The sequence below is a fragment of the Streptomyces sp. NPDC104761 genome, from assembly GCF_055583445.1.
This window is the reverse complement of record NZ_JBVJNZ010000009.1, coordinates 266,553-289,768: the sequence shown is the minus strand read 5'-3', so window position 1 is coordinate 289,768 and position 23,216 is coordinate 266,553. Positions and strand designations below refer to the sequence as shown.

Sequence of the window (23,216 nt, the reverse complement as noted above, 5' to 3'; positions counted from 1 at the left end):
CGTGTTCCGACAGCTGCCGTTCGGGAACGCCGGGTTGTCGTCCGCGGCGGTCCTGGTGGTGCCGGACCGGGACCCTGGTGACGGCGTGATCCACCGTCCGCCAAGGGCGGCTCCCTTGGTCCGGGATCACCGGCAGGACCAAGCCCGAGACGGGCGCGACCATGCCGGCGACGGCTGGACGTACTGAACGCGGGGGTGGCGCATGAGCGACTCCTTGCAGGTCGGCGCGCCGCTGCCGGCGCGTCGTCCGATGGAACCGCTCCCACTGGTGGCGAAGAAGCTAGCGCCAACCGGTGTGCTTTCACAGGGTTGTTGCCTAACTTTCTTCGACAGGTTCAGGTCAAAACGATTCAACTCCTCAACGTCTTGACGGGCTCCGCCCCCGTCTCCACTATGGGAGCGCTCCCACTGGTTCAAGCCTTGACCCCCCACCGAGCCGCACTTCGCAAGGAGGACCAGAGACATGGATCCCGGACGCAAACACAGAGCTGTCCGGCGGCTGTGGACCGCCGTCGCGGCCGCGTTCGCACTGCCGCTTTCGATGCTCGCCACCAGCTCGACGCCCGCTCAGGCAGCCGGTGTTCAGTGCAGTGTCGACTACAAGACCAATGACTGGGGCTCCGGTTTCACCGCGGACCTGACCATCACCAACCGCGGAACCGACACGATCAACGGCTGGACGCTGACGTACGCCTACAGCGGCGACCAGAAGCTCGGCAACGGCTGGAACGGCACCTGGTCGCAGTCCGGTCGGTCGATCACCGTGAAGGACGCCGGCTACAACGGCACGATCGCCGCGGGCGCCGCAGTCTCCACCGGTGCCCAGTTCAGCTACAGCGGCACCAACGCTGCCCCCACCGGCTTCGCGGTCAACGGCACCGCCTGCGTCGGCGCGCACCTGCCGCCGGTGACCGTGCTGACCAGTCCGAAACCGGGCGCGGTCTACGCGCAGGGGGACGCGGTGCCCCTCGCCGCCACCGCGGCGGCGGCCGACAACGCGACGATCAGCAAGGTCGAGTTCTACGACGACACCACGCTGCTGGGCACGGACACCTCGTCGCCGTACTCGCTCTCGGTCTCCAGCTTGACCGTGGGCAGTCATTCGCTGGTGGCGAAGGCGTACGACAGCCTGGGCGCGTCCGCCGTGTCGACCCCGGTCGGCATCACGGTGGCCTCGGGCCCCGCACTGGTCGCCTCACCGAGTCAACTGGGCGTCCAGCAGGGCAGGTCGGGCACGTTCGCGGTGAAGCTGTCGACGCAGCCGAGCGCCGACGTCACCGTCACCACGGCCCGCACGGACGGCAACCCGGGCCTGTCCGTGACCGCCGGCTCGTCGCTGACCTTCACGCCGTCCAACTGGAGCACCGCGCAGACGGTGACCGTCACGGCCGACTCCTCGGGCACGGGGGCGGCGACCTTCACCGCCTCGGCGACCGGCTACTCCAAGGCGGCCGTCACCGTGACGGAGCTGGCGGCCTCGAAGGCGTACGACGCCCGTTTCCTGGACCTCTACGGGAAGATCACCGATCCGGCGAACGGCTACTTCTCGCCCGAGGGCATCCCCTACCACTCGGTCGAGACGCTGATCGTCGAGGCCCCGGACCAGGGCCACGAGACCACATCGGAGGCCTACAGCTACCTGCTGTGGCTGCAGGCGATGTACGGCAAGGTCACCGGTGACTGGTCGAGGTTCAACGGCGCGTGGTCCCTCATGGAGAAGTACATGATCCCCACCCACGCCGACCAGCCCACCAACTCCTTCTACAACGCCTCCAAACCGGCGACCTACGCGCCGGAGGCGGACACGCCGAACGAGTATCCGACCAAGCTGGACCAGTCCGTGCCGGTCGGTTCGGACCCGCTCGCCGGCGAACTGAAGTCGACGTACAACACGGACGACGTCTACGGCATGCACTGGCTGGAGGACGTCGACAACACCTACGGCTACGGCGACACCCCCGGCGGCACCTGCGAGGGCGGCCCGACGGCCAAGGGGCCGTCGTACATCAACACCTTCCAGCGCGGTCCGCAGGAATCCGTGTGGGAGACCGTCCCGCAGCCGACCTGCGACGCCTTCAAGTACGGCGGCAGGAACGGGTACCTGGACCTGTTCACCGGCGACTCGACCTATGCCAAACAGTGGAAGTACACCGACGCCCCGGACGCCGACGCGCGTGCGGTGCAGGCCGCGTACTGGGCCGACGTGTGGGCGAAGGAACAGGGCAAGGGCGCCGACGTCTCCGCCACCGTGGGCAAGGCGGCGAAGATGGGCGACTACCTGCGGTACGCCATGTACGACAAGTACTTCAAGAAGATCGGCAACTGTGTCGGGCCCTCCACCTGCGCGGCCGGGACCGGCAAGGACGCCTCCCACTACCTGCTCTCCTGGTACTACGCCTGGGGCGGCTCGAACGACACGAGCGGGGGCTGGGCCTGGCGCATCGGCTCCAGCTACGCCCACAGCGGCTACCAGAACCCGCTCGCCGCGTACGCCCTCAGCTCCGACGACGACCTGAAGCCCAGGTCCGCCACCGGTGCGGCGGACTGGAGCAAGTCGCTGCAGCGGCAGTTGGAGTTCTACCGGTGGCTGCAGTCGTCCGACGGCGCGATCGCGGGCGGCGCGACCAACAGCTGGGCGGGCCGTTACGCGACCCCGCCGGCCGGCACGCCCACCTTCTACGGCATGTACTACGACGAGCAGCCCGTCTACCACGACCCGCCGTCCAACCAGTGGTTCGGGTTCCAGGCCTGGTCGATGGAGCGCGTCGCCGAGCTCTACCAGCAGACCGGCAACGCGCAGGCCAAAGCGGTTCTGGACAAGTGGGTGGCGTGGGCGCTGTCCAAGACCACGGTCAACCCCGACGGCACCTACCAGATCCCTTCCACCCTTCACTGGTCCGGGCAGCCCGACACCTGGAACCCGTCGAGCCCCGGCGCCAACAGCGCTCTCCACGTCACTGTCGCCGACTACACCAACGACGTCGGCGTGGCAGCCGCGTACGCCAAGGTCCTGACCTACTACGGCGCCAAGTCGGGTGACGCCACTGCCAAGTCGACGGCGAAGGCACTGCTGGACGGCATGTGGAACAACTACCAGGACAGCCTGGGTGTAGCCGTCCCCGAAACCCGCACGGACTACAGCCGGTTCGGTGACGGCGTGTACGTGCCGAGCGGCTGGAGCGGCACGATGCCGAACGGCGACGCGATCAACTCCTCGTCGACGTTCGCCTCCCTGCGGTCCTTCTACCAGGACGACCCGGCCTGGTCGAAGATCGAGGCCTACCTCAAGGGCGGCGCCGCGCCCGTCTTCACCTACCACCGGTTCTGGGCCCAGGCGGACATCGCCCTTGCCATGGGCTCGTACGCGGAGCTCCTCGAATAGGTCCCCGCTGAAGGCCCCGCGTACGCGGCCCCGTCGCAGGGAGACGGGGTCACAGGCCGGGCGGTCCAGGACTGCACCAGGACCGCCCGGCATTTGTCAGGGGCATGATCGGCACGCCTCCGGCACCTCGATCCGCTTTGGGAGCGCTCCCGAAAGAGTGGGCGTTCCCACCGCCCCCCCACTCGTCCCAGCGGAGGATCCGCATGCAACAGTTGAAGCAACGGTGCAGGGCCCGCGCTCTGCTCGGCGCACTGCTCACGGCGCTCGTCGCGCTGGCGGCGCTGCTCACCGCCGCTCCTGCCTCGCACGCCGACACGACCATCTGTGAGCCGTTCGGCACGACCACCATCCAGGGTCGTTACGTCGTCCAGAACAACCGCTGGGGCACCAGCGCCGCCCAGTGCATCACGGTCACGGACGCCGGCTTCAGGATCGCCCAGGCCGACGGCTCGGTCCCGACGAACGGCGCTCCGAAGTCGTACCCGTCCGTGTACAACGGCTGCCACTACACCAACTGCTCGCCCGGCACCAACCTGCCGGCGCGGTTGAGTTCGATCTCGAGCGCACCCACGGGCATCTCCTACAGCTACGTGAGCGGTGCGGCCTACGACGCCGCGTACGACATCTGGCTGGACCCGACGCCACGCACGGACGGCGTGAACCGCACCGAGATCATGGTCTGGTTCAACCATGTGGGCTCCGTCCAGCCGGTCGGTTCGCAGGCGGGCAGCGCCAACGTGGCCGGGCGTTCGTGGACGGTGTGGTCCGGCAACAACGGCTCCAACGACGTGCTGTCCTTCGTCGCGCCGTCGGCGATCGACAGCTGGAACTTCGACGTGATGGACTTCGTCCGCCAGGCCGTCTCCCGAGGACTCGCACAGGACAACTGGTACCTGACGAGTGTTCAGGCGGGCTTCGAGCCCTGGCAGAACGGCGCGGGACTGGCGGTGACGTCGTTCTCCTCGGCCGTCAACCTCGGTGGCAGCACCCCTGGCGGCCCGGGCGGGGGCTCAGGCGGCCCGACGGCGTGCAAGGTGGCCTACGGCACGAATGTGTGGCAGGGCGGCTTCACCGCCGACGTCACCTTGACCAACGCGGGTTCGTCTCCCGTCGACGGCTGGAAGCTCGTGTTCACGCTGCCCGCCGGGCAGAGGATCACGAGTACCTGGAGCGCCGACGTGTCCCCCTCGTCCGGCGTGGTGACGGCCGACGGCATGGCCTACAACTCGTCCATCGCGCCGGGTGGCCAGGTGTCCTTCGGGTTCCAGGGCGCCTATGTCGGCACCTTCGCCGAACCATCCGGCTTCAGCCTGAACGGTACGTCCTGCACCACCACGTGATGACGCCGGCCCAGGCGGCCTGACGCCGGGCGCCCGGCGGCCGTCCCGCGGGGAAGCACGCCGCACGCGAGCGCGCGTCCGTCCGACCGGACCCACCCGGCTGACTCGCACGGTCAGCCGGGTGGGTCCGGCCTCTTCCGAAGCCGGCCCGTGGTGGCCTCCACCATGACCGCAACCACGTGACCCGGACGCCTGGGCCGAACGGGCGTGGATCACCGTCTGGGAGGGGCCGCAAAGCCACTGCGCCGGGCCCGACGCCACCCGCGGCCGCCGTCACGGCTGCCGCACAGGGTCAGGACCACCTTCTCGGCGGCACAGTTGATCAGGCGTGGAAGTCGTGTGCCCGGTTCCCCGGGCCCGTAAGATCGGTGATCTCGCGGGTGGGGAGAGGTGGTCATGGCCAGGCGACGTCCTGGGGCGCCGACACTGGAAGAGGTGGCCGCCCACGCCGGGGTCGGGCGGGGCACGGTTTCTCGTGTCATCAACAACGCGGCCGGTGTGAAGGAGTCGACACGCCGGGCCGTGCAACGCGCCATCGAGGAGTTGGGCTACGTGCCCAATCTCGCCGCCCGGTCCCTTGCGGGGCGGCGGGCCGACGCCGTGGCCCTCGTCCTGACGGAGCCGGACTGGAGGCAGTTCGCGGAGCCGTTCTTCTCGGAGATCGTCCGCTCGCTCGGCGACGCGCTGGCCGACACCGGGATGCAACTGATGCTGACCCTGGTCCGCTCGGGGACCGAACGGCAGCGTTTCCTGGAGTACGCGCGTGGCGGAAGGGTCGACGGGGTCCTGCTCATGTCCGTGCACGCGGGCGACCTGCTGCCGGACATGCTCGCAGAGGCGCGGTTGCCGACCGTCCTGCTGGGGCGTCGCTCGGGCGACGAATACATCAGCTACGTGGACGCAGACAATCTGGGCGGAGCCCGAAGCGCCGTCTCCCACCTGCTGAAACAGGGGTGCAGGACGATCGCCACCATCACGGGGCCACTGGACATGTACGTGGCGCAGTGTCGGCTGCGCGGCTACGAGGACGCCCTGGGACTGGCCGGTCTGCAGGGCGCGCGGTCCTTGGTCGCCGAGAGCGACTTCACGGAGGCGGGCGGACGCCGCGCCATGGCGGAACTCCTCGCACGGCACCCGGAGATCGACGGAGTCCTGGCCGCGTCGGACACCTCGGCGGCAGGGGCTCTTCAGGCGCTGCGCGCGGCGGGGCGGCGGGTGCCGGAGGACGTCGCCGTGATCGGGTTCGACGACTTCCCGCTGGCCCAGCGCACCGAGCCGCGCCTGACCACCGTGCGTCAGCCGGTGGAGGAGATGGGGCGGGCCATGATCAGACTGTTGCTGGAGGAGATGGAGGAGCCGTCCGTGGCCTGGCGCCATGTCATCCTCCGCACGGAGCTGGTCGTTCGCGAGTCGTCCTGACAGCCGCCCGCGCCCGCGGAGGGCGTCGAGGGCTCGCGGCCGGTCAGGACGCCGCGTCCAGCAGATCGACGGCGCTCTGCTGGCGAGCGGCGTCCACCTGGTCGAGCGGTCCGTACCAGCGCAGGCCGTACTGGTCGAGGGCGTTGCGGTCGCCGGCGCGGGCGCGGTCGGCCTGGCGCTCGAGGTAGGCGGTGTACGGGTGGTCCGGCAGGACCGAGTTGAGTTGGCCGAGGCCGCGTACGTCGGCGCCCTTGAAGGACGGTCCGTCGGCTCCGCAGTCGCCGCTCTCGCACGGGTCGCGCAGGATGCCGTCGGAGGTGTGGAGCAGGGAGGTCGTGGTGGCGGCGTCGGCGATCTGCCGTGCGCTGGTGAGGAGTTGGCCGTCGCCCGTGGCCCGGTACAGCTCGGCGAGCGCGCCGAGGAGCACGCCCTGGTTGTACGACCAGACGGTCTGCCCGTTGTTGCCGCAGGTGGACAGGTCGATGCCGTCGTTGACCAGGTGCGAGCCGCCCACCATGCCGGTCCCCTGGAACCAGGTCCAGCCGGCCCGGGCCCGGCCCAGGTACGTCGTGTCGCCCTGGACGCGGTTGTGGAGAGCCGCGTTGAGCTGGATGTAGAGGGAGTTGGCGATCGCGTTCTTGTACGTCCGCGCCGTGCTCCACCACACTCCGCCGCCGCAGGTGGAGTCCCAGTAGGCGGCCATGTGGTCGGCGTCCGCGCGGGCCGTGGCCAGGTAGCGGCTGTCACCGGTCAGGTCGTAGGCGGCGACCCAGGCGAGGCCCCACCAGCCGGTGTCGTCGATGTAGTCGTTGCGGAACTGCCCGCCCTGCGCGTTGACGTTGAGGTCGTAGGTACGGGCGACGGCGTACCGGTAACTGCCCATGCCCGTCACGCGGATGTTGTCGATGACGGCGGTCAGGGCGTTGGCGGAGTTCCACCAGCCGGTGGTGTCGAACAGGCCGGTTCCGTAGTCGTAGAAGGTCATCAGGCCGGTGGCCGCCGCGGTGCGCGGCTCGCCCGCGTTCCAGGTGGTGCGGGCCCAGGGGGTGCAGGCGATCTCGGCGCGGTCCCCGGCCTTTCCGCAGGCGCGCAGGGCTCCGACGCCGAGGTTGTTCCAGTCGTCCACGTTGTACATGAGGGTGCGCCGGCCGCGCTGTCCCGCGGGCACGCTGGTGTCGCCGAGCTTGCTGCCCGAACTCCAGGTGCGGCCGCCGTCGAAGGAGCGGTCGAGCCACACCTCGTCGCCCGGGTTGCCGTTGTCGATGGAGGCCCAGCCCATCGCGTCGGTGTCGTCGAAGTGCAGGACGATCGACCGTGCGTAGACGCCGGCCGTGACCGGGGTGCGGTCGCCCGGGGAGAGCGCGGGGTCCCGGGCGTCGCAGTACTTGTTGCAGACGGCCGCCGTCGCGCCCGTGTCGGCCGCGGCTGCCGGGGGCGTGAGGGTGACGAGGGCGGTGAACAGTGCCGGCGCGAGTGCCGCCGCCGGCCGGCGAAGGCGGCGGCCGCTCGGTCTGCGCACGGAGGGCATGGGGACCTCCCTGCTTCGGGGGGCGGATGTGAGAGCGCTCTCGGAACGTAGGGAAGGGAAGAGGAGGCGTCAACGTCGCGCGCGGGTACGGATGTTGCGCTCAGGGTCCGTACCGGTCTGCACTCAGGTCTGCACTAAAGGGCACCCGCCAGCACCTCGGCGGCGGCCACTCCGGAGGCGGCCGTGGCGCCGTGCGTGAAGATCTGGGCGGCGGAGGGGACGACGGTGCCCGGCAGGCCCATCTCCACGACGATCGCGTCGGGCCGGGCGGCGACCAGCTCCGTGAGGGCCTGCGCCATCCACGCGTGCCGGGCGGCGTCCCGCACCACCACGACCAGGGGCCGTCCCGAGGCGGGGGCGAGCGCCCGCGTCTCCAGCGTGCCGGCGCGGGACAGCACCTCCTCGCGGCCCACCCGGACCGAGGTCGTCCCCGGCAGCCGCTCGCCCAGCGGGGCGGCCACGCCCCAGGGGGTCTCCTTGCCGATGGCCAGATGGGTGGTGGGCACCAGTTCGACCACGTGCGGCGCGTTGACCAGGGGCAGGGCGTGCCGGACGGCTCCGTTCAGCCGGATGGCGCGGCGGGCCGCCGTGAAGCCGATGCCGTCGGCGTCCCAGACGGCGGCGCCCGCCGGCTTCAGCCCCGCCGACCAGGCCGCGAACTCGCGGACGCGAAGACTCGCCTCGGCGAGCCTCTCCTGAGGCAGGCCGCCCGCCAGGACGGCGTCCGCGAGGGCGTTCACGAGCAGGGCGGCGGTGGCCTCGTCGGCGTTCTCGCCGCCGACACAGACGGCGTCGGCGCCGGCGGCGACGGCCCGGACCGTGGCCCCGCCGATCCCGTACCGGCTGGTCACGGCGCCCATCTCGATGGCGTCGGTGACGATGATGCCGTCGAACCCGAGCTCCTGGCGCAGCAGTTCCTCCAGGATGCGGCGGCTCAGCGTGGCGGGCAGGTCGGGGTCGTAGGCGGGCACCAGCAGGTGGCCGCTCATCACCGCGCGGACGCCGGCGTCGAGGGCGGCCCGGAACGGCGGCAGGGCCTGCTCGGCGATCCGGTCGCGGTCGGCCTCGTAGACGGGCAGCCCGTGGTGGGAGTCGACCGCCACGTCGCCGTGGCCGGGGAAGTGCTTGGCGCAGGCGGCGACTCCGGCCGACTGGAGTCCGCGGATCCAGGCACCGGTGTGCCGCGCCACGACCTTGGCGTCGACGCCGAAGGATCTGACCCCGATGATCGGGTTGTCGGGGTTGGAGTTCACGTCCGCGCTCGGCGCGTAGTCGAGGCTCACCCCGGCGGTGCGCAGCTGGCGGCCCAGGTCGGCGGCGACGGCCTCGGTGAGTTCGGTGTCGTCGACGGTTCCGAGTGCGAAGTTGCCCGGCCGGGTGGAGCCGGTCGCCGACTCGATCCGGGTGACGTCACCGGCCTCCTCGTCGATCGCGATGATCAACTCCGGGTTCTCCGCGCGTAGTTGCCCGGTCAGCCGGGCGACCTGGTCGGGCGTGACGATGTTGCGGGAGAAGAGCACGACCGATGCCAGCCCGTCCCCGATCTCGCGCAGCACCCAGTCGGGGGCCTCGGTGCCCACGAACCCCGGCTGCAGGACGGAGCGCGCCAGTCGTCGCAACTCCTGGCTGTGCTTGCTGGAGACCATAGCGTGCACCCTCCTGTTGGTACAGACCAATGCGTCTCCGTCAGGCTAGCGGCACGTGTCAAGAGGGCCCGGGGCGTGCCCTGTTGGCGCAACGCGCCCTCAACTGGGGTGTTTGACAGGATGAGTTGGTCTAGTCCAAGTTGGAGGTACGCGAGTTCGAAGAGGGGCCGGTGTGGCCCGTGGTGCAGTGACCCTGCAGGCACGGTCCCCGCCCCTCACTCCGCGCAGTTGGCGACCCGGTCGGGCCGCCGGTACCTGATATCGAGGTGTGGAGCACCGCATGCCCACGACTGACCGTTATCTCCATCGAGCCCCCTCGGACATCCCCTACTTCAGCTCGGACGGCGAGACCTACCTCGCCCAGACACCCCTGCGGGACCTGACCAAGACCCGCCCGCTGCGAGTCCTCTCCGAGGAGGACCTCGCCCACTGGCAGACGTACGGCTACGTGGTGGTGAAGCAGGCCATTCCCACCGCCGCGGCCCGCGAACTGCTCGACTTCGCCTGGGAGTTCCAGGGGCTGGACCCCGAGCGCCCGGAGACCTGGTACGAGGAGCGCGAGTACCGGTCCGACCTGGACCGGGACCTGCACATCTACGGCTTCGTGGAGGCCTACCACCACCAGCTCATCTGGGACAGCCGGCAGAACCGCCGGGTCTACGACGCCTTCGTCGACGTCTGGGACTGCGAAGAGCTCTGGGTGACCCTCGACCGGCTCAACCTGAACCCGCCCAACATCAAGAACCGCGACCGGGCGCTGATCCCGGGCACCGCCGAGGGCTTCGACATCGAACTGCACTGGGACGTCGACACCACGCTCGGCGTGCTGCCGCAGCGGGTCCAGGGGATCATCGCCCTCACCGACACCAGGCCGGAACTGGGCGGCTTCCAGTGCTGCCCCGAGCTGTTCAAACGCTTCGACCAGTGGAAGGCGTTCCAGCCCGCGGACCGCGACCCGATCCGGCCCAGGATCGACCGCGCCGAGTTCCCCGTGGTGCGCCCGCAGCTCGAAGCCGGCGACCTGCTGATCTTCAACGGCCTGCTGGCGCACGGCGTGGCACCGAACACCTCCGAACGGACGGTACGCGCCGTCCAGTACCTGTCGATGATGCCGGCGCTGGAGTCCCACGCCACGCTCAGGCGCTCCCGGGTCGAGTCCTGGCGCACCCTCGCCACGCCCGACTGGAACGCGACCCTGCTGGGCGACGCCACACGCCACGAGTCCCTGCGGTACGGCAGGGCCACGCTCGACGACCTCGGCGCCAAGCTGCTGGGCCTCACCTCCTGGACCGGGGCGGACCTCGACGGTGCGCAGCGGCCGGCCGGAGAAGAGACATGCGCCGAATCTGCCTGACCCTGCCGACCAACAGGCCCTGCGCGGCGACGATCACGGCCCTGGCCGAGGAAGCGGCCTACGCCGTCCGGCACTTCGACGCCGAGGTGCACCTCCTGATCCTGGACTCCTGCGCGGTACCCGCCTTCGCCGAACACGCCGAGGCCGTGCGCCGGGCACCCGACGATCCGCGGATCGTCGTCCACCATCTCGACGAGGCACGGCAGCGGGACTTCCTGCGGCGCGCGATCGACCGGTCCGCGGCCACGAAGCCCGACCTCCTGCTGGACCTGATGCTTCCCGCCGGCGTCTCCTACGGCGCCTGCACCAACCGCGCCTTCCTGTTCGCCGCCGCACTCGGCTGCGAGTCCGTGCACCGCAGGGACTCCGACAGCCGCTACCAGGTGGTGGACGGCGAACCCGTCTTCCCCGTCCACCACGAACTGCTCTCGCTCGGCAGGCGCGCGGCCGACGCCGCCCGCCATGTCACCGGGACCGCACTCGCCGCCGACCGCATGGACCGGCGGGTGGCCATGGTCGGCAGCTCCTTCGTGGGCGAACTGTCCGTGGACATAGGCGAGATACTCCGGATCGACCCGGACGTGTACCACGAGATGGTCGGCCTGTGGGCACCCGCGCACTGGTCGCCCGAGCAGAAGCGGGAACTCGCCGAGGAGTCCTTCCGGGGCGCCGGCACGGACGTCTTCACCGCGGACCACTCCACCCTGACCGTGGTCGACCCCATGCGCGTGGACATGTGCAACATCGCCTTCCACGGAGTGCACGAACACGTGCCGCTGCCGCCGGCCACCGACACGATCGGCAGCGACTACTTCCTGATCCACCTGGTCCACGACGCCGCACTGCCCGGTGTCCTGCACAACCGGAACATCGTCAACTTCTACACCGGCGAACGCCGGACCGACCCCGGATTCGTCGCGTACCAGCTGCGCTTCGTCAAGTTCCTGCTGTCGATGCTCTACTTCAACTTCGTCTACGACCGGATGGGCCGGGTCGGCGAGTCGCTGCTCGACGGGCAGGGGCAGGTGCGCTCCTCGGTCGTGGCCCGGCTGGCCAGGGAGAGCGCGGGGCTCGACCGGGGCGAGAACGTGCGGCGGCTGGACGTCCTCGACACCGCGTACCGCAGACTCGGCGGCCGCTACGCCGAGTTCGCCGACCTGCTGAGCGGGCGCCGCGAACGCCTGCTGGACGAGGCGCGCGGCGACATCGAGGACTTCGCCCTGCTCACGGAGGCGTGGGAGCCGCTGGTCGAGGCGGCCCGCCGCACTGCCGTGCCCCGGACGCCCGGGCCGCAGCGGTGACGGCGACCATGGCCCACGTCTCCCCGCTGCGCGCCGCGCTGACGGACGCCACCGAGGACGGGATCTTCTTCGACCTGGCCGGAATCCGGCGCGGCTACCACACCCTGCGCCGCGAACTGCCCGGCGTCGACATCCGGTTCGCCCTGAAGTCCTGCCCGGTGGACGAGGTGCTCGGCTGCCTCGCGGGCGAGGGCGCCGGGGTCGACGGGGCGAGCCCGCGCGAACTGGAGCAGGCGCTGCGCGCGGGCGTGCCGGCCGGCCGGACGCACTACGGCAACACCGTCAAGTCCGACCGGGACATCGCCGAGGCCCACCGGCTCGGCGTCCGGGACTTCGCGACAGACAGCATCGAGGACCTGGCGGCCATCGCGGCCCACGCCCCGGGAGCCCGCGTGTTCTGCCGGCTGGCGACGAGCGGCGACGGCGCACTGTGGGGACTGAGCAACAAGTTCGGCTGCTCGCCCGCCGACGCGGTGCGCATCCTGGCCGCGGCCCGGGGGATGGGCCTGACACCCTCCGGACTGTCCGTGCACGTCGGCTCCCAGCAGATGACGGCCGACGCCTGGCACAGCGCCGTCGACTGTCTGGCGGACGTCCTGACCGTGCTCGGCCGGCGCGGGATCGTCCTCGACCACGTCAACCTCGGCGGCGGACTGCCGGCCCTGGGCTACCTCGACCGGCACGGCCTCCCCCTGGAACCGCCGCTGGACAAGATCTTCACCGTCGTCCGGGAGGGAATGCGCCACCTCAGGAAGGTCCACGGCGAGCACCTCTCGTTCGTCATGGAGCCGGGGCGTCACCTCGTCGCCGACCACGGAGCCGTCCGCGCCCACGTCGCCCGCCTGTCCGAGCGGCAACGGCCGGACGGCGCGCGGCAGCACTGGCTCTACCTGAGCTGCGGCAAGTTCAACGGCCTCTACGAGATGGACGCGCTCCAGTACCCGCTCGTCTTCCCCACCCACCCCGACGCCGGGTCCGGGTACGTCCCCGCCGTCCTGGCGGGGCCCACCTGCGACAGCGACGACGCCTACCCCCAGGGACACGCCCTCGTCCACGTCCCCCGGGACCTGGCCTCCGGCGACCCCGTCTGGGTGCTCTCCAGTGGCGCCTACGCGATCAGTTACACCACCCAGGGCTTCAACGGCTTCGCCCCGCTGCCGTACACCTGCGTCGGCGGAGGACGACCGTGAGCGGCGACGGTGTACGGATACGCCCCATCGCCGACGCCGACTGGGACGCCATCACCGCGATGGAGGCCGGGGCCTATGCGGAACTCGGCCTCTCCGAGGGACGGGCCGTCCTGCGGTCCAGGGCGGACGCCTCGCCGGAGACCTGTTTCGTCCTCGACGTCGGCTCCGAGCCGGCCGGATACGTGCTGGCACTGCCCTATCCCGTGTTCCGGTACCCGGACCTCGAACAGGCGGAGAAGCCCGCTGCCGGCCCCCCGCCCCGGCCACGCAACCTGCATCTGCACGACATGGTCGTGGCGGAGCGGCAGCGCGGCCGGGGACTGGGCCGGCGCCTCCTGACCCACCTCACCCGGACCGCCGGTGCCCGCGGGTTCGAACGGATCTCGCTGATCGCCGTCGGCCGCAGCGAGCCCTTCTGGTCGACCCGTGGGTTCACCGCGTACCCGGGGATCGCCCCCGGCGGATACGGCACGGACGCCGTCTACATGTCCCGCCCGAACGCCCCGGGCGCGCCCGTCCGAGACGTCCATGTCCCGGGCGACGGCCGAGCCGACGAAGCGAGTTGACGCCTGTGTTCCCTGTCCGTGATCCCTTCCAGCGCAGCCGGGTGGCGATCGCCGCGCTGTTCTGCGCCCTCGGCTTCCAGTACGCCACCTGGGCCTCCAGGATCCCCGCCATCAAGGCGGACCTCGGGCTGACCGCGGCCGAGGTGGGGGTGCTGCTGATGGCGGCCGGCATCGGAGCCGTCGCGTCGTTCCCCCTGGTGCCGGTGCTCGTGAAACGGCTGGGCTCGGCACGGCTGGCACTGCTGTCGGCCCTCTGCCTGACCCTGCTGCTCCTGGCCCTCGGGCTTGCCCCCGACTATCCGGTCGCCCTGCTGGTCATGGTCGCCGACGGCGTGTTCGTCGGGTGCCTGAACGTGGCCATGAACGCCCAGGGAACGGCCCTGGAGACCCGCTACGAACGCAACACCATGGCCCGACTGCACGCGACGTTCAGCGCCGGCTCGCTGCTCGCCGCGGTGCTCGCCTCCGGCATGAACGCGGCCACCTCCTCCGTCGCGGCACACTTCGGCGTCGCCGCGGTCGTCCTCGTCCTGCTGGCGGCACTGGCGCGCCCCGGTCTGCTCGCGGACGAGGCTCCCGCGGCGGACAAGGAGACGGAGGGGGAGAAGGAGCGCAGGAGCCGCGCCGGATGGAGCCTGCCGTCCCGGGTCACGCTCTGGATGTGCTGCGCCATGGCGTTCGGCACGGTGACCGAGGGCGCCATGAACGACTGGTCCGCCCTCTACCTGCGAGAAGTCGCCAGGGCGACCGCCGAGTTGGCGCCGATGGGCATCGCCGTGTTCTCCGGCATGATGGTCCTGGCCCGCCTCTTCGCGGACGGCTGGCGCAGCCGCTGGGGCGACGGCAGGGTCGTACTGTTCGGCAGCGCCCTGGCCGCCGCCGGGCTGGCCTTCGCCCTGCTGGCCGGAGGAGTGGCGGCGGCGCTCATCGGGTTCGCCTGCGTCGGACTGGGCTGCGCCGCCGTGACGCCGTGCGTCTACGTCGCCGCGGCCAAACAGGGCTCGGAGGCGCTGGCCCTGGTCGCGGCCATGGGCACGACGGGCCTGCTGGCCGGGCCGCCGGTGATCGGCTTCGTTGCGGGTTCGAGCAGCCTGGTGTGGGGCCTCGGAGTCGTCGCCGCGGCGGCCGTCGTGGTCTCCCTGTGCAGTACGCGCATTCAGTGGACACCGGTGAGCGGCTGACCGGTGGCCGGGTCGGTCACCCGGGTTTGCGCCACACCGAGATGTGCTTCGCGGCGTCCTGGGTGAACGGCGAGCCGTCCCAGTCGGCCACCCGGCGCTCCAGCCCGAGGCCCGCGATCCGGGCCATCAGGTCCAGCTCCGCGGGCCACGCGTACCGGTGCCGGGAGGCGTCCCGGCGGTAGCGGCCGTCCTCGCCGTCACGGGTGAGGTGGTGCGAGACGAGGATCTGCTCGACCAGGTCGAAGGTGTCGAAGCCGAGGTGCCCCGCGGAGACGTCGAACGGTACCGCGACCTGGCCGGGCGGCAGCATCCGCAGCGGCGGCACCCCCAGTTCGATCACGAACCGGCCCCCGGGCCGCAGGTGCCGGGCCGCGTTGCGGAAGCACTCGACCTGCTCGTCCTGGGTGAGCAGGTTCGAGATCGTGTTGTAGACGAGGTAGACCAGGGCGAACTCACCGGGGACTGTGGCGGTGGCCATGTCCCCGACCACGACCGGCAGGGTCTCCTCGTCGGCCTTCCGCCGCAGGACCGCCACCATGTGCTCGGAGAACTCGATGCCCGCCACCGGCACCCCGCGCTCCCGCAGCGGGACAGCGACCCGTCCGGTGCCGACGGCGAACTCCAGCGCCCGGCCGTCCCCCGCGAGTTCGGCGAGGAAGTCGACGGTCGGCCCGAGCACCGCGGCCGAGGACATCTCGGTCTCCTCGCCGTCGTAGCGGTCGGCCTCGGCCCTGCCCCACAGCTCACTGGTCGTCACGGGCGACCACTGTGCCGAGCGGACGACGGCGCTGTCCACCGGGTTTCCCGGCGGCCGGCCGCCTTCCGGACCGGGCCGGACCGGGCGCCGGAACCAGTCCCAGCCGCTGGGCGTGCAGGACGGTGCCGAGGCGGTCGCGGGTGCCGAGCTTGCGGTAGATGTTCTCGACGTGCTTGTGCACCGTGCGCGCCGAGATGCCGAGCCGGCGGCCGATCGCGTCGGCGGTCAGGGCGTCGGTGAGCAGGAGGAGGACGGTGAGCTCCCGGGGCGTCAGCGTGCACTCCGCCGCGCTCTGCTCCGCTGCACCGGCCGGCGCCGACGAGCGGCGCCACTGCTCCAGGAGCCGGCGCTGCTGCTCGACGGCGGCCAGCACCGGCTGTGCGCGCTCGGCGATCCGCAGGTGGTCGTCGGTGAAGTCCGCACCGGAGCGGTAGACCAGGCAGCCCGTGATCGGCGCGACGGTACCGGGCAGCGGGAGCGCCAGGACCTGGTTCAGGTCCAGGCCGTCGCCGAGCACCCGCGCGGTCTCGCTCACCGGCCAGGCCCGGCCCGCCAGCCGACGGGCCGTCACCGGCACCCGGCCGGGGCCGGCCGCGTAGTGGCGGGCGAAGGGGTAGCCGGAGCGCAGCACCCCCAGCGCCTCGTCGCCGAGCCGGTCCAAGGCGTCGGCGGCGGCGGGCGGCAGGCCGAGCGTGCCCTCGCCCTCGCTCCAGTCGTCCAGTTTGTAGATCAGCGTCTCCCCGCCGCACAGGCCGGTCACGGCGTCGGCCAGCAGCGGCCAGAGCCGCCCGGGCTCGCGTTCGTTGAGCGCGGCGACGGCCAGTCCGGTGAGGCGTTCGTAGGCCCTGTCCAGCCCGTGTACCACGTCTTCCTCTCCGCTCGTGCCCCTACGCAGTTCTACGCATACCCAGGCGGCGGCCGGGTGTCGCATGCTTCAACCGGGCACCGGCACCGGATGGGACGACTCCGGTCACGCGGGCCGCCGGCACGGGGGAGCGGCGGCCCGCTCCCGGCCGTCGCCGTGCCCGGTCAGCCGCCCCAGGCGGCCGCACAGAGCACCCGGTCGACCTCGTCCGTGTAGCGCGCCGCGGTCAGCCAGGCCCGCGCGAAGCGGCCGGTGTCCGCCGCAAGGAGACGGCCGAAGGCGTCGCGCGAGCGTTCCGCGGCCGCGGCGAGCAACCCGTCGAGGATATCGCCGGCCGTTCCCAGACCGTGCCGGTGCAGCCGGTGGGCGTCGGCCGCGGAGTCACCCGGGAAGGCCAGTACGCGCCGCCCGCCCGAGGCCGCCTGCTCGATCCGGCGGCGCAGCAGGTGCAGGGGCGCCTCGTCGGGCGTGCGCAGCACGTGAACCGGCGCGGCCGGCGCGAGCGGTGCGAGCGGCGCCACCGGCGCGAGCGGTGCGGCGGACGGCGGCGGCGCCGGAGCCGGCAGGTCCGCGTGCTGGAGCCGGTCCAGCCCCACGTCGACACGGCTCCCGGCACGCACGGGGTGCTCCGTCGCGAGGAGGTGGGCACGGGCGTGCGGGGCCGCGGCGAGGCGTGCGACCACCCGCAGCCGGCTGCCCCGCGCGGCGGCCAGCAGCCGCAGGTTGTCGCGGTGCGGGAGCGCCGGATGGTCGTGCGCCGCCGTCAGCCGCAGCGGCACCCCGCCGCAGTCGGCCAGCAGACAGTCGCCCGCCGCCTCGCGCACCGCGCCGACCGCCGTCACCTCCAGGAAGAGCAGATCGTGGCCGCCGTCCAGGGCCCGACCGACCTGCTCGGCCACCGGCACCGCCCACAACCGGTCCAGCGGCTCGGCCCGCCACCCGACCCCGGACGCGCGCACCGCCCTGACCCCCGCGCCGGCGCCGAGCCGGCCGGTCGGGGACACCGTCGCCCCCGACACCGCCAGCCCCGCGCGCGCCAGTTCGCGGTGGGTGAGCGCCGTGTCCCCGATGCGTACGGCCCGGTCGGCGGCGCCCAGCGCCCGGTCCGTGCCGCCCGGCGCCACGTCCGAGACCGTGTAGAGCCGCCCCTCGGCGTCGGCGGTCCAGGTGACGGCACCCGCATAGCCGCTCGTGGTGAGCACCGGCTCCGAGAACAGGCCGTAGAGCCGCAGCGAACCGTCCGGCGTGTACGGCTGCCGTACCGTGCCGCGCAGCCCCGTCAGCTCGGCACCGGTGGCATGCGGCACCCGGTGGGCCACGAACAGGGCCTCCGACAGGGCGCCGACGAGTTCGGCGAGCCGGAACGCCGGGTCGGCCGCGCGGGCCGCGCGCACTGCGGTGACCACGGAGACCGCGGCCGCGGCCGCCCGGGGCAGACCCGCCAGGCGCGCGGTGTGCGCCGCCCGCAGCAACTCGGCCTGGAGCACGGCACCGGAGCCGTCCGTACCGGCGTCGAGCACGGCGGCCACGGCATCGAAAACGGCGTGGGCCGCGGCGAGCTGCGGGGCCGTCGCCGACTCGTCGGGGACGGGGATCTCCCGGACACCCGGGAGAGGCGCCGGCTGCTCGGTGGCCTCGACGGCCCCTCCGCCCGCGGTCCCGTCCGCGCTTTCGGCGCGCGCCGCGTGCGTGGAGGCGTCCGCCACCGGTGCCGCCGAGGCCGCCGCCGCGCGGTGCAGGCAGTCCGGGGCCAGCAGACAGCCGCAGCGGATGGCCGCGGCGTCGGCCACGACGCCCCCGGGGGCGTGCAGTTCGAGCTCGGAGCCCTCGTCGTCGACGGTGATCCGCACGGTGTCGCCCTCGCGCACGACCGGCCGGCCGGCCAGCTTCGCGATGCCCGCGTCCAGCCGCTTGCGCAACCGCGGCGAGAGGGCCGCGACCAGCTCGGCCGTCACGGCCGGGGCGACGGCGGGCAGCTCCCGTTCCGTACTCGTGCTCATGCGATCTTCTCCCCTACCCAGCGGGCGAGTTCGAGCGGGCTCAGGGCGGCGACCGGCATCCCGGCGCCGACCAGCTGCCCCGCGATGCCGGTGGAGTAGCGGGGCCGCCCCGAGTCGTCGAGGCTCGCGCAGCCCAGGACCTGGCAGCCCGCCCCGACCAGCGCCCTGACCTCGGCGAGCAGTCCGCCGACCGGATAGCCCTCCTCGAAGTCGCTCACCACGACCACGAGGGTGCGGGACGGCACGGTGACCAGCTCGCGCGCGTGCCGCAGCCCGGCCGCGACATGGGTGCCGCCGCCGACGCTCACCTCGAGGAGCAGCGACAACGGGTCGTCGACGTGCCCGGTGAGGTCGACGACCTCGGTGGAGAACGCGAGGAAGTGCGTGGACAGGGTCGGCACCCCGGCCAGCACCGAGGCGGTCAGCGCCGCCCAGATGGTCGACGCCTCCATGGACCCTGACACGTCCGTGACCAGGATCAGCCGCCAGTCGGCGGCGCGCCGGGCCCAGGTCCGGAAGACCGGGCGCTCCGGGACCACCCGGACCGTGCCGTCGGCCGCCCGGCGGGCGGTGGCCAGGTTGGCCCGCAGCGTGCGCGGCAGGTCCAGGCCGCCGCCCGGGCGCCGGCTCGGCCGGGGCAGCACGCTTCCGTGCAGCGCGGGGCGCAGCCGGGTCGCCAGCTCCCGGGTCAGCGCGTCCACCAGACGCCGGACCAGCGGCCGCAGCGCGGCGAGCCGTGCCTCGGGCAGCCCGCCCGCGTGCCGCAGCACCGACCGCAGCAGGTCCACGGAGGGCCGTACGCTGTCCGGGTCCAGCTCGGCCAGCACGTCCTGCCGTCCCGTCGCGGCGGCCGCCGCCAGCACCTCCTCCCGGATGCCCGGACCGAACAGCGCCGCCAGTTCCTCCGACCACTCCCGCACCCCGGGGTACGACGCCTCGCGCCCGCCGCCTCTGCCGTCGAAGTCGCGTCGGCTGCCCTCGCCGTGTCCGCGGCCGTACAGCTCGTCGAGCGCGGTGGCCAGGGCGTGTGCCGACGTCGGGAGCCGGTCGGCGCGGCGGCCGAGCAGCAGACGCCAGCGGTCGGCGGGGGCCAGCCGGCGCTCCGTCAGGACCGTCGCGCGCCGGGCCGGTTCGGTCTCCCGAACCGTGCGCGGTGGCGGCAGCAGGCCGAGCTCGCGCAGGGATGCGCGCGCGGCGAGGTCCGCGCGGGTCCAGGTGGCCAGCGCGGCCGGGTCGACGGTTCCGGTGTCGGCCACCCGGTCGACGGCGAGGCGCTCCTCGACCGAGGACAGCAGACGCTCGCGGTCGGCCGGGCTCAGCGTGTCGAAACCGCCGCGCAGGGCCGGCAGCCGGTCCAGGAAGTCCTGGTCGGACAGCTCCGACACCCGTTCGACCAGGGGTTCCAGCGCCGGTACGGCCGCCGCCAGCAACCGTCCGGCCGCCGTCAGCAACCCCGTCAGCCGAGCGGTGAGCGCGGACCGCGACTCGGCGTCGACCGCCCCGTCCACCCAGGAGGCGACCCGGTCGCCGAACGCCGCCGGCTCCTCCTGGGCGAGCAGCACGCGGACGGCTCCGGCGGCGCCCCGCATCAACGGGGAGCCGCCGGCGGCCAGCCGGGCCAGGGCATCGGTGAGCCGGATGCCCCCCGACAGGTCGGCGCGGTGCGCGAGTTCGAGCAGGGCGCGGGCGTCGGCCGGGTCCTCGGAACCGGTCAGGCCGTCGACCTGGCGCACCGCGGCCGCCGTCAGCAGCTCCGCCGCGGCGACGGACCTGGCCGTACGGTCCTCGTCCGCGTCCGGACCGGCGATGTGCCCGTTCCGCAGCCGGTCCAGCAGGGCGAGCCCCGCCAGGAGTTCGGGCAGCGTACCGGCGTCCGGGAGCACCTCGGCGGTGTCGCCGAGCCGCTCCTCGACGAGGCCGGGCAGGCCGCAGAGCGCCGCCTGCTCCAGGCCCTCGAGCACCTGCGCGGCGGTCGGTCCACCCGCGTCCCGCTCCTTGCGGCTCCGCTCGCGGAGCAGGCCCTCGGCCGCCTGGGCGAGGGTGACCCCGCGGACCCCGGCCGCCGTCAGCATCGCGGCGGTCGCCGGGGTCCAGCGCACCTCCCAGCGCGAGGTGAGCGCGTCGGCTCCACCGGTCCCGGTCACCGGCCTGGGCTCGGCGTACGGCACGGAGCACAACGTCAGGCGGCGCAGCAGCAGTTCGCGGCGCCGGTCGAGGTCCGAGCGGAGGGGATCGAGCCGGAGGTCCCGGGCGGCGGACCCGGTGTCCGCCGGACCGGGCAGGCCGAGCGTCGTGAGCTCGGTCTCGACGGCGGGGGCGAGACCGCTGCGGGGCGCCTCCGGCGCGGGCCGGCCGACGCGGGTGCCGACCAGGACGTTCTCCATCGCCCTCGCCACCGCCCGGCCACGGCCGTACGGTTCGCCCTGAGCCAGCACGCTCTGTGTCGCCTCGACCAGCTCTCCGCGGCCCGCGGCGGGCAGGCCGCGGAGGCGGGCGAGGTCTCCGGCGAGACGGGTGATCTCGCGGGCGTCCGCCGGGCCGGAGGGGTGGCCGAGGCCGCGGAGTTCGGCGCAGATGCGGACGGCCGCGCTGGTCAGCGCCTCGTTGAGGGCGGTCGGGTCACCCGCGGTCTCCAGGACCATGTGCTGCCATTCGGGGTCGCGGATGCCGGCCGGGTAGCCGGAGCGCTCGTCCAGGAGGGCATAGGTGTAGGGGATGAGGGAGGTTGTCCATTCGGGTGCGGGTGGGTGGGGGCTGGTCGCGCCCACGCGGCGGCAGCCGCACATCGAATGCAGCCCCGCGCCCCTGAAGGGGCCCAGCAGTGCCGGGGTGTGGAAGGCGCCGACCACTGCGGCCGCCCGCTCACCATTGCCCGTGGCCTCGGCCAGCCGGGAACGCATCCACTCCTCGCGCCGCAGATCCACCTCCGACACGGCCGACTCCTCCCGCAGCGCCCAGCCCGTCAGCAGTGCGGCCCGCCGTAGAGCCTCCGGTGCCGAACCGGGCGCGGCCGCCTCGACCAGGCGGTCCCAGAGGTCGTCGCCCGGGCGGCCGGTGAGCCGGGAACGCAGCGCGTCCGACAGCCGGCCCGGCCCCTGGGCGGCCCGCTCTCCTTCCCGCCGGCCCCGGTCCGCCAGCGGAAGATCGCAGGCGACCACCGGCACCCCGCTCCGCCCGGCCCACCGCACCGCGGCCAGTTCCGGGGAGAAGTCGGCGAACGGATAGAACGCCGGGCCGCCGCTGCCGTCCGCCGGTGCCGCGGCGAGGGCGACCGGGGCCCGGGTCTCCTCGTGGGCCAGCCACGGCAGCCACTCCTGCAGTTCCGCGGGCAGTTCGACGAGGAGCACGTCCGGTCCCGCCGCGTCCAGCAGGGCGGGCACGGCGGCCGCCAGCGAGGGCGCGTGGTGCCGTACGCCGATCAGGTAGGGCCCCGCCGGGTCGGTGAGCGCGGCCAGGGCCGCCTCGGGGGAGTCGGGCACGACGTCATGCCTCCAGGACCGTGCGCAGGTCCCACAGCGTGCGCCAGGTCGCCGAGCCCTGCTCCGCGCGCCGCCGTACCGGACCGTCCCAGTAGCCGCGCAGCCGGGCCGCGTCGGCGGGGTCGTCCTTGCGCACGACGCCGAGCAGATGGCCCGGGAGCAGGCCGAGGACGTCGCGGTCGCCGGGGAAGTAGGCCGCCGCCAGGGCCAGTGCGCCCGCCACCGAGACCGCCTCCGCCGTGCTCATCACCGTGGACGGGCGCTCCACCTCCCAGCCCTCGGCGGACCGTCCCTCGCGCAGGTCACGGAACGCGGTGACCAGGGCCTCCAGAACCGCGTCGTCGACCTGGAAGGGTGCCCCGGCCCGCTCCACCGACGCCCGGGCCTGGCCGCGTACCAGCGCGGTCTCGGCGTCGAGGTCCGCAATGGGGCCCACGGTCTCGAAGTTGAAGCGCCGCTTGAGCGCCGCGGACATCTCGGAGACGCCCCTGTCCCGCAGGTTGGCCGTGGCGATGAGGGTGAACCCGGGGGCGGCGTGCGCCAGCGCGTCGTCCGTGCCCGCCAGTTCGGGCACCGCGATGCGCCGCTCGGACAGCAGCGAGACCAAGGAGTCCTGCACCTCGGGGAGGCAGCGGGTGACCTCCTCCACGCGGGCGACGGCACCCCGGGTCATCGCGGTGAGGACGGGCGAGGGCACGAGCGCCTGCCGGCTCGGGCCCTGGGCGAGCAGCAGGGCGTAGTTCCAGCCGTACTTGAGCTGGTCCTCCGTCGTGCCCGCGGTGCCCTGCACGACCAGGCCGCTGGTGCCGCACACCGCGGCCGACAGCAGCTCCGACAGCATCGACTTGGCGGTGCCGGGCTCGCCGACCAGCAGCAGCCCCCGCTCACCGGCGAGGGTCACCACACAGCGCTCGACGAGGGCCCGGTCGCCGACGAACTTGCCCTCCACGACCAGCCGGCGCGGCACGCCGTCCGGTGCCTCGGCGTCGTCGGGCAGCCGCAGCGCCAGGCCGCCGCTGCCCATGACGAAGGTGACGACGGCCCCCGGCGTCAGCCGCCAGGCGGGCGGGCGCGGACCGGCGTCGTAGGCGGCGAGGAAGGCCAGCTCGGTGGCGTACCGGTCCTCGGGTGGAACGATCTGGCGCAGGGGCGCGGTGCTGACGGTCATCGGCGGTGGTCCTTCGGGGCGATGCGGGCGGTGGTGCGGA

Annotated in this window: 15 protein-coding genes; 8 read left to right on the top strand and 7 right to left on the bottom strand. The window is 73.0% G+C overall.

Annotated features, from left to right (window positions below):
* Positions 1–463: 463 nt before the first annotated feature.
* The 3 genes from ACZ63F_RS25320 to ACZ63F_RS25310 all read left to right on the top strand — a co-directional run bounded on the left by ACZ63F_RS25320 (position 464) and on the right by ACZ63F_RS25310 (position 6,141).
* Positions 464–3,382, top strand: a complete 2,919-nt coding sequence (locus ACZ63F_RS25320) for a glycoside hydrolase family 48 protein (protein WP_469713886.1) — start codon at positions 464–466, stop codon at positions 3,380–3,382.
* A gap of 203 nt (positions 3,383–3,585) precedes the next feature.
* Positions 3,586–4,722, top strand: a complete 1,137-nt coding sequence (locus ACZ63F_RS25315) for a glycoside hydrolase family 12 protein (protein WP_469713885.1) — start codon at positions 3,586–3,588, stop codon at positions 4,720–4,722.
* Between the two features lie 396 nt (positions 4,723–5,118).
* Complete coding sequence (locus ACZ63F_RS25310; protein WP_469713884.1) at positions 5,119–6,141, top strand: LacI family DNA-binding transcriptional regulator; 1,023 nt, start codon at positions 5,119–5,121, stop codon at positions 6,139–6,141.
* 43 nt (positions 6,142–6,184) lie between these two features.
* On the opposite strand, the gene ACZ63F_RS25305 is transcribed toward ACZ63F_RS25310, so the two are convergent.
* Together ACZ63F_RS25305 and ACZ63F_RS25300 are read right to left on the bottom strand one after the other, a co-directional pair.
* Positions 6,185–7,669 carry a glycoside hydrolase family 76 protein gene (locus tag ACZ63F_RS25305; protein WP_469713883.1) on the bottom strand — a complete coding sequence of 495 codons (1,485 nt, stop codon included), beginning with the start codon at positions 7,667–7,669 and terminating at the stop codon, positions 6,185–6,187.
* 134 nt (positions 7,670–7,803) lie between these two features.
* A complete protein-coding gene (locus ACZ63F_RS25300; RefSeq protein ID WP_469713882.1) occupies positions 7,804–9,315 on the bottom strand; it encodes a glycoside hydrolase family 3 protein in 1,512 nt (503 codons plus the stop codon).
* Positions 9,316–9,595: 280 nt separating this feature from the next.
* On the opposite strand from ACZ63F_RS25300, the gene ACZ63F_RS25295 reads away from it, so the two are divergent.
* From ACZ63F_RS25295 to ACZ63F_RS25275, 5 genes are read left to right on the top strand one after another with little or no spacing between them, the layout of a single operon-like run.
* Positions 9,596–10,669, top strand: a complete 1,074-nt coding sequence (locus ACZ63F_RS25295) for a phytanoyl-CoA dioxygenase family protein (protein WP_469713881.1) — start codon at positions 9,596–9,598, stop codon at positions 10,667–10,669.
* Complete coding sequence (locus tag ACZ63F_RS25290) at positions 10,651–11,970, top strand: DUF6271 family protein (RefSeq protein WP_469713880.1); 1,320 nt, start codon at positions 10,651–10,653, stop codon at positions 11,968–11,970. The genes ACZ63F_RS25295 and ACZ63F_RS25290 overlap by 19 nt, the downstream gene beginning before the upstream one ends.
* An 8-nt stretch (positions 11,971–11,978) precedes the next feature.
* On the top strand, positions 11,979–13,160 hold the full coding sequence (locus tag ACZ63F_RS25285; protein WP_469713879.1) for a type III PLP-dependent enzyme domain-containing protein: 1,182 nt from the start codon (positions 11,979–11,981) through the stop codon (positions 13,158–13,160).
* A gap of 59 nt (positions 13,161–13,219) precedes the next feature.
* Complete coding sequence (locus ACZ63F_RS25280) at positions 13,220–13,726, top strand: GNAT family N-acetyltransferase (RefSeq protein WP_469713988.1); 507 nt, start codon at positions 13,220–13,222, stop codon at positions 13,724–13,726.
* 5 nt (positions 13,727–13,731) lie between these two features.
* A complete protein-coding gene (locus ACZ63F_RS25275) occupies positions 13,732–14,907 on the top strand; it encodes an MFS transporter (protein ID WP_469713878.1) in 1,176 nt (391 codons plus the stop codon).
* 16 nt (positions 14,908–14,923) lie between these two features.
* On the opposite strand, the gene ACZ63F_RS25270 is transcribed toward ACZ63F_RS25275, so the two are convergent.
* From ACZ63F_RS25270 to ACZ63F_RS25250, 5 genes are all read right to left on the bottom strand, one after another.
* Entirely contained in the window at positions 14,924–15,664 is a 741-nt protein-coding gene (locus tag ACZ63F_RS25270; RefSeq protein WP_469713877.1) for a class I SAM-dependent methyltransferase, read from the bottom strand.
* Positions 15,651–16,529, bottom strand: coding sequence for a helix-turn-helix transcriptional regulator (locus tag ACZ63F_RS25265; RefSeq protein ID WP_469713876.1), 879 nt, complete (start codon positions 16,527–16,529; stop codon positions 15,651–15,653). The genes ACZ63F_RS25270 and ACZ63F_RS25265 overlap by 14 nt, the downstream gene beginning before the upstream one ends.
* A 164-nt stretch (positions 16,530–16,693) precedes the next feature.
* Positions 16,694–18,529 (bottom strand): hypothetical protein, encoded by a 1,836-nt coding sequence (locus tag ACZ63F_RS25260; protein WP_469713875.1) that lies wholly within the window; start codon positions 18,527–18,529, stop codon positions 16,694–16,696.
* Positions 18,526–22,008, bottom strand: coding sequence for a vWA domain-containing protein (locus ACZ63F_RS25255; protein WP_469713874.1), 3,483 nt, complete (start codon positions 22,006–22,008; stop codon positions 18,526–18,528). The genes ACZ63F_RS25260 and ACZ63F_RS25255 overlap by 4 nt, the downstream gene beginning before the upstream one ends.
* 4 nt (positions 22,009–22,012) lie before the next feature.
* On the bottom strand, positions 22,013–23,176 hold the full coding sequence (locus tag ACZ63F_RS25250; RefSeq protein WP_469713873.1) for an ATP-binding protein: 1,164 nt from the start codon (positions 23,174–23,176) through the stop codon (positions 22,013–22,015).
* Between the last annotated feature and the right edge of the window lie 40 nt (positions 23,177–23,216).

Excerpts from the sequence above, each read along its gene's own strand:
- ACZ63F_RS25250 (WP_469713873.1), bottom strand. The coding sequence starts at position 23,176 with ATGACCGTCAGCACCGCGCCCCTGCGCCAGATCGTTCCACCCGAGGAC.
- ACZ63F_RS25320 (WP_469713886.1), top strand. The coding sequence starts at position 464 with ATGGATCCCGGACGCAAACACAGAGCTGTCCGGCGGCTGTGGACCGCC.
- ACZ63F_RS25295 (WP_469713881.1), top strand. The coding sequence starts at position 9,596 with ATGCCCACGACTGACCGTTATCTCCATCGAGCCCCCTCGGACATCCCC.
- ACZ63F_RS25290 (WP_469713880.1), top strand. The coding sequence starts at position 10,651 with ATGCGCCGAATCTGCCTGACCCTGCCGACCAACAGGCCCTGCGCGGCG.
- ACZ63F_RS25305 (WP_469713883.1), bottom strand. The coding sequence starts at position 7,669 with ATGCCCTCCGTGCGCAGACCGAGCGGCCGCCGCCTTCGCCGGCCGGCG.
- ACZ63F_RS25310 (WP_469713884.1), top strand. The coding sequence starts at position 5,119 with ATGGCCAGGCGACGTCCTGGGGCGCCGACACTGGAAGAGGTGGCCGCC.
- ACZ63F_RS25285 (WP_469713879.1), top strand. The coding sequence starts at position 11,979 with ATGGCCCACGTCTCCCCGCTGCGCGCCGCGCTGACGGACGCCACCGAG.
- ACZ63F_RS25300 (WP_469713882.1), bottom strand. The coding sequence starts at position 9,315 with ATGGTCTCCAGCAAGCACAGCCAGGAGTTGCGACGACTGGCGCGCTCC.
- ACZ63F_RS25260 (WP_469713875.1), bottom strand. The coding sequence starts at position 18,529 with ATGAGCACGAGTACGGAACGGGAGCTGCCCGCCGTCGCCCCGGCCGTG.
- ACZ63F_RS25280 (WP_469713988.1), top strand. The coding sequence starts at position 13,220 with ATGGAGGCCGGGGCCTATGCGGAACTCGGCCTCTCCGAGGGACGGGCC.
- ACZ63F_RS25315 (WP_469713885.1), top strand. The coding sequence starts at position 3,586 with ATGCAACAGTTGAAGCAACGGTGCAGGGCCCGCGCTCTGCTCGGCGCA.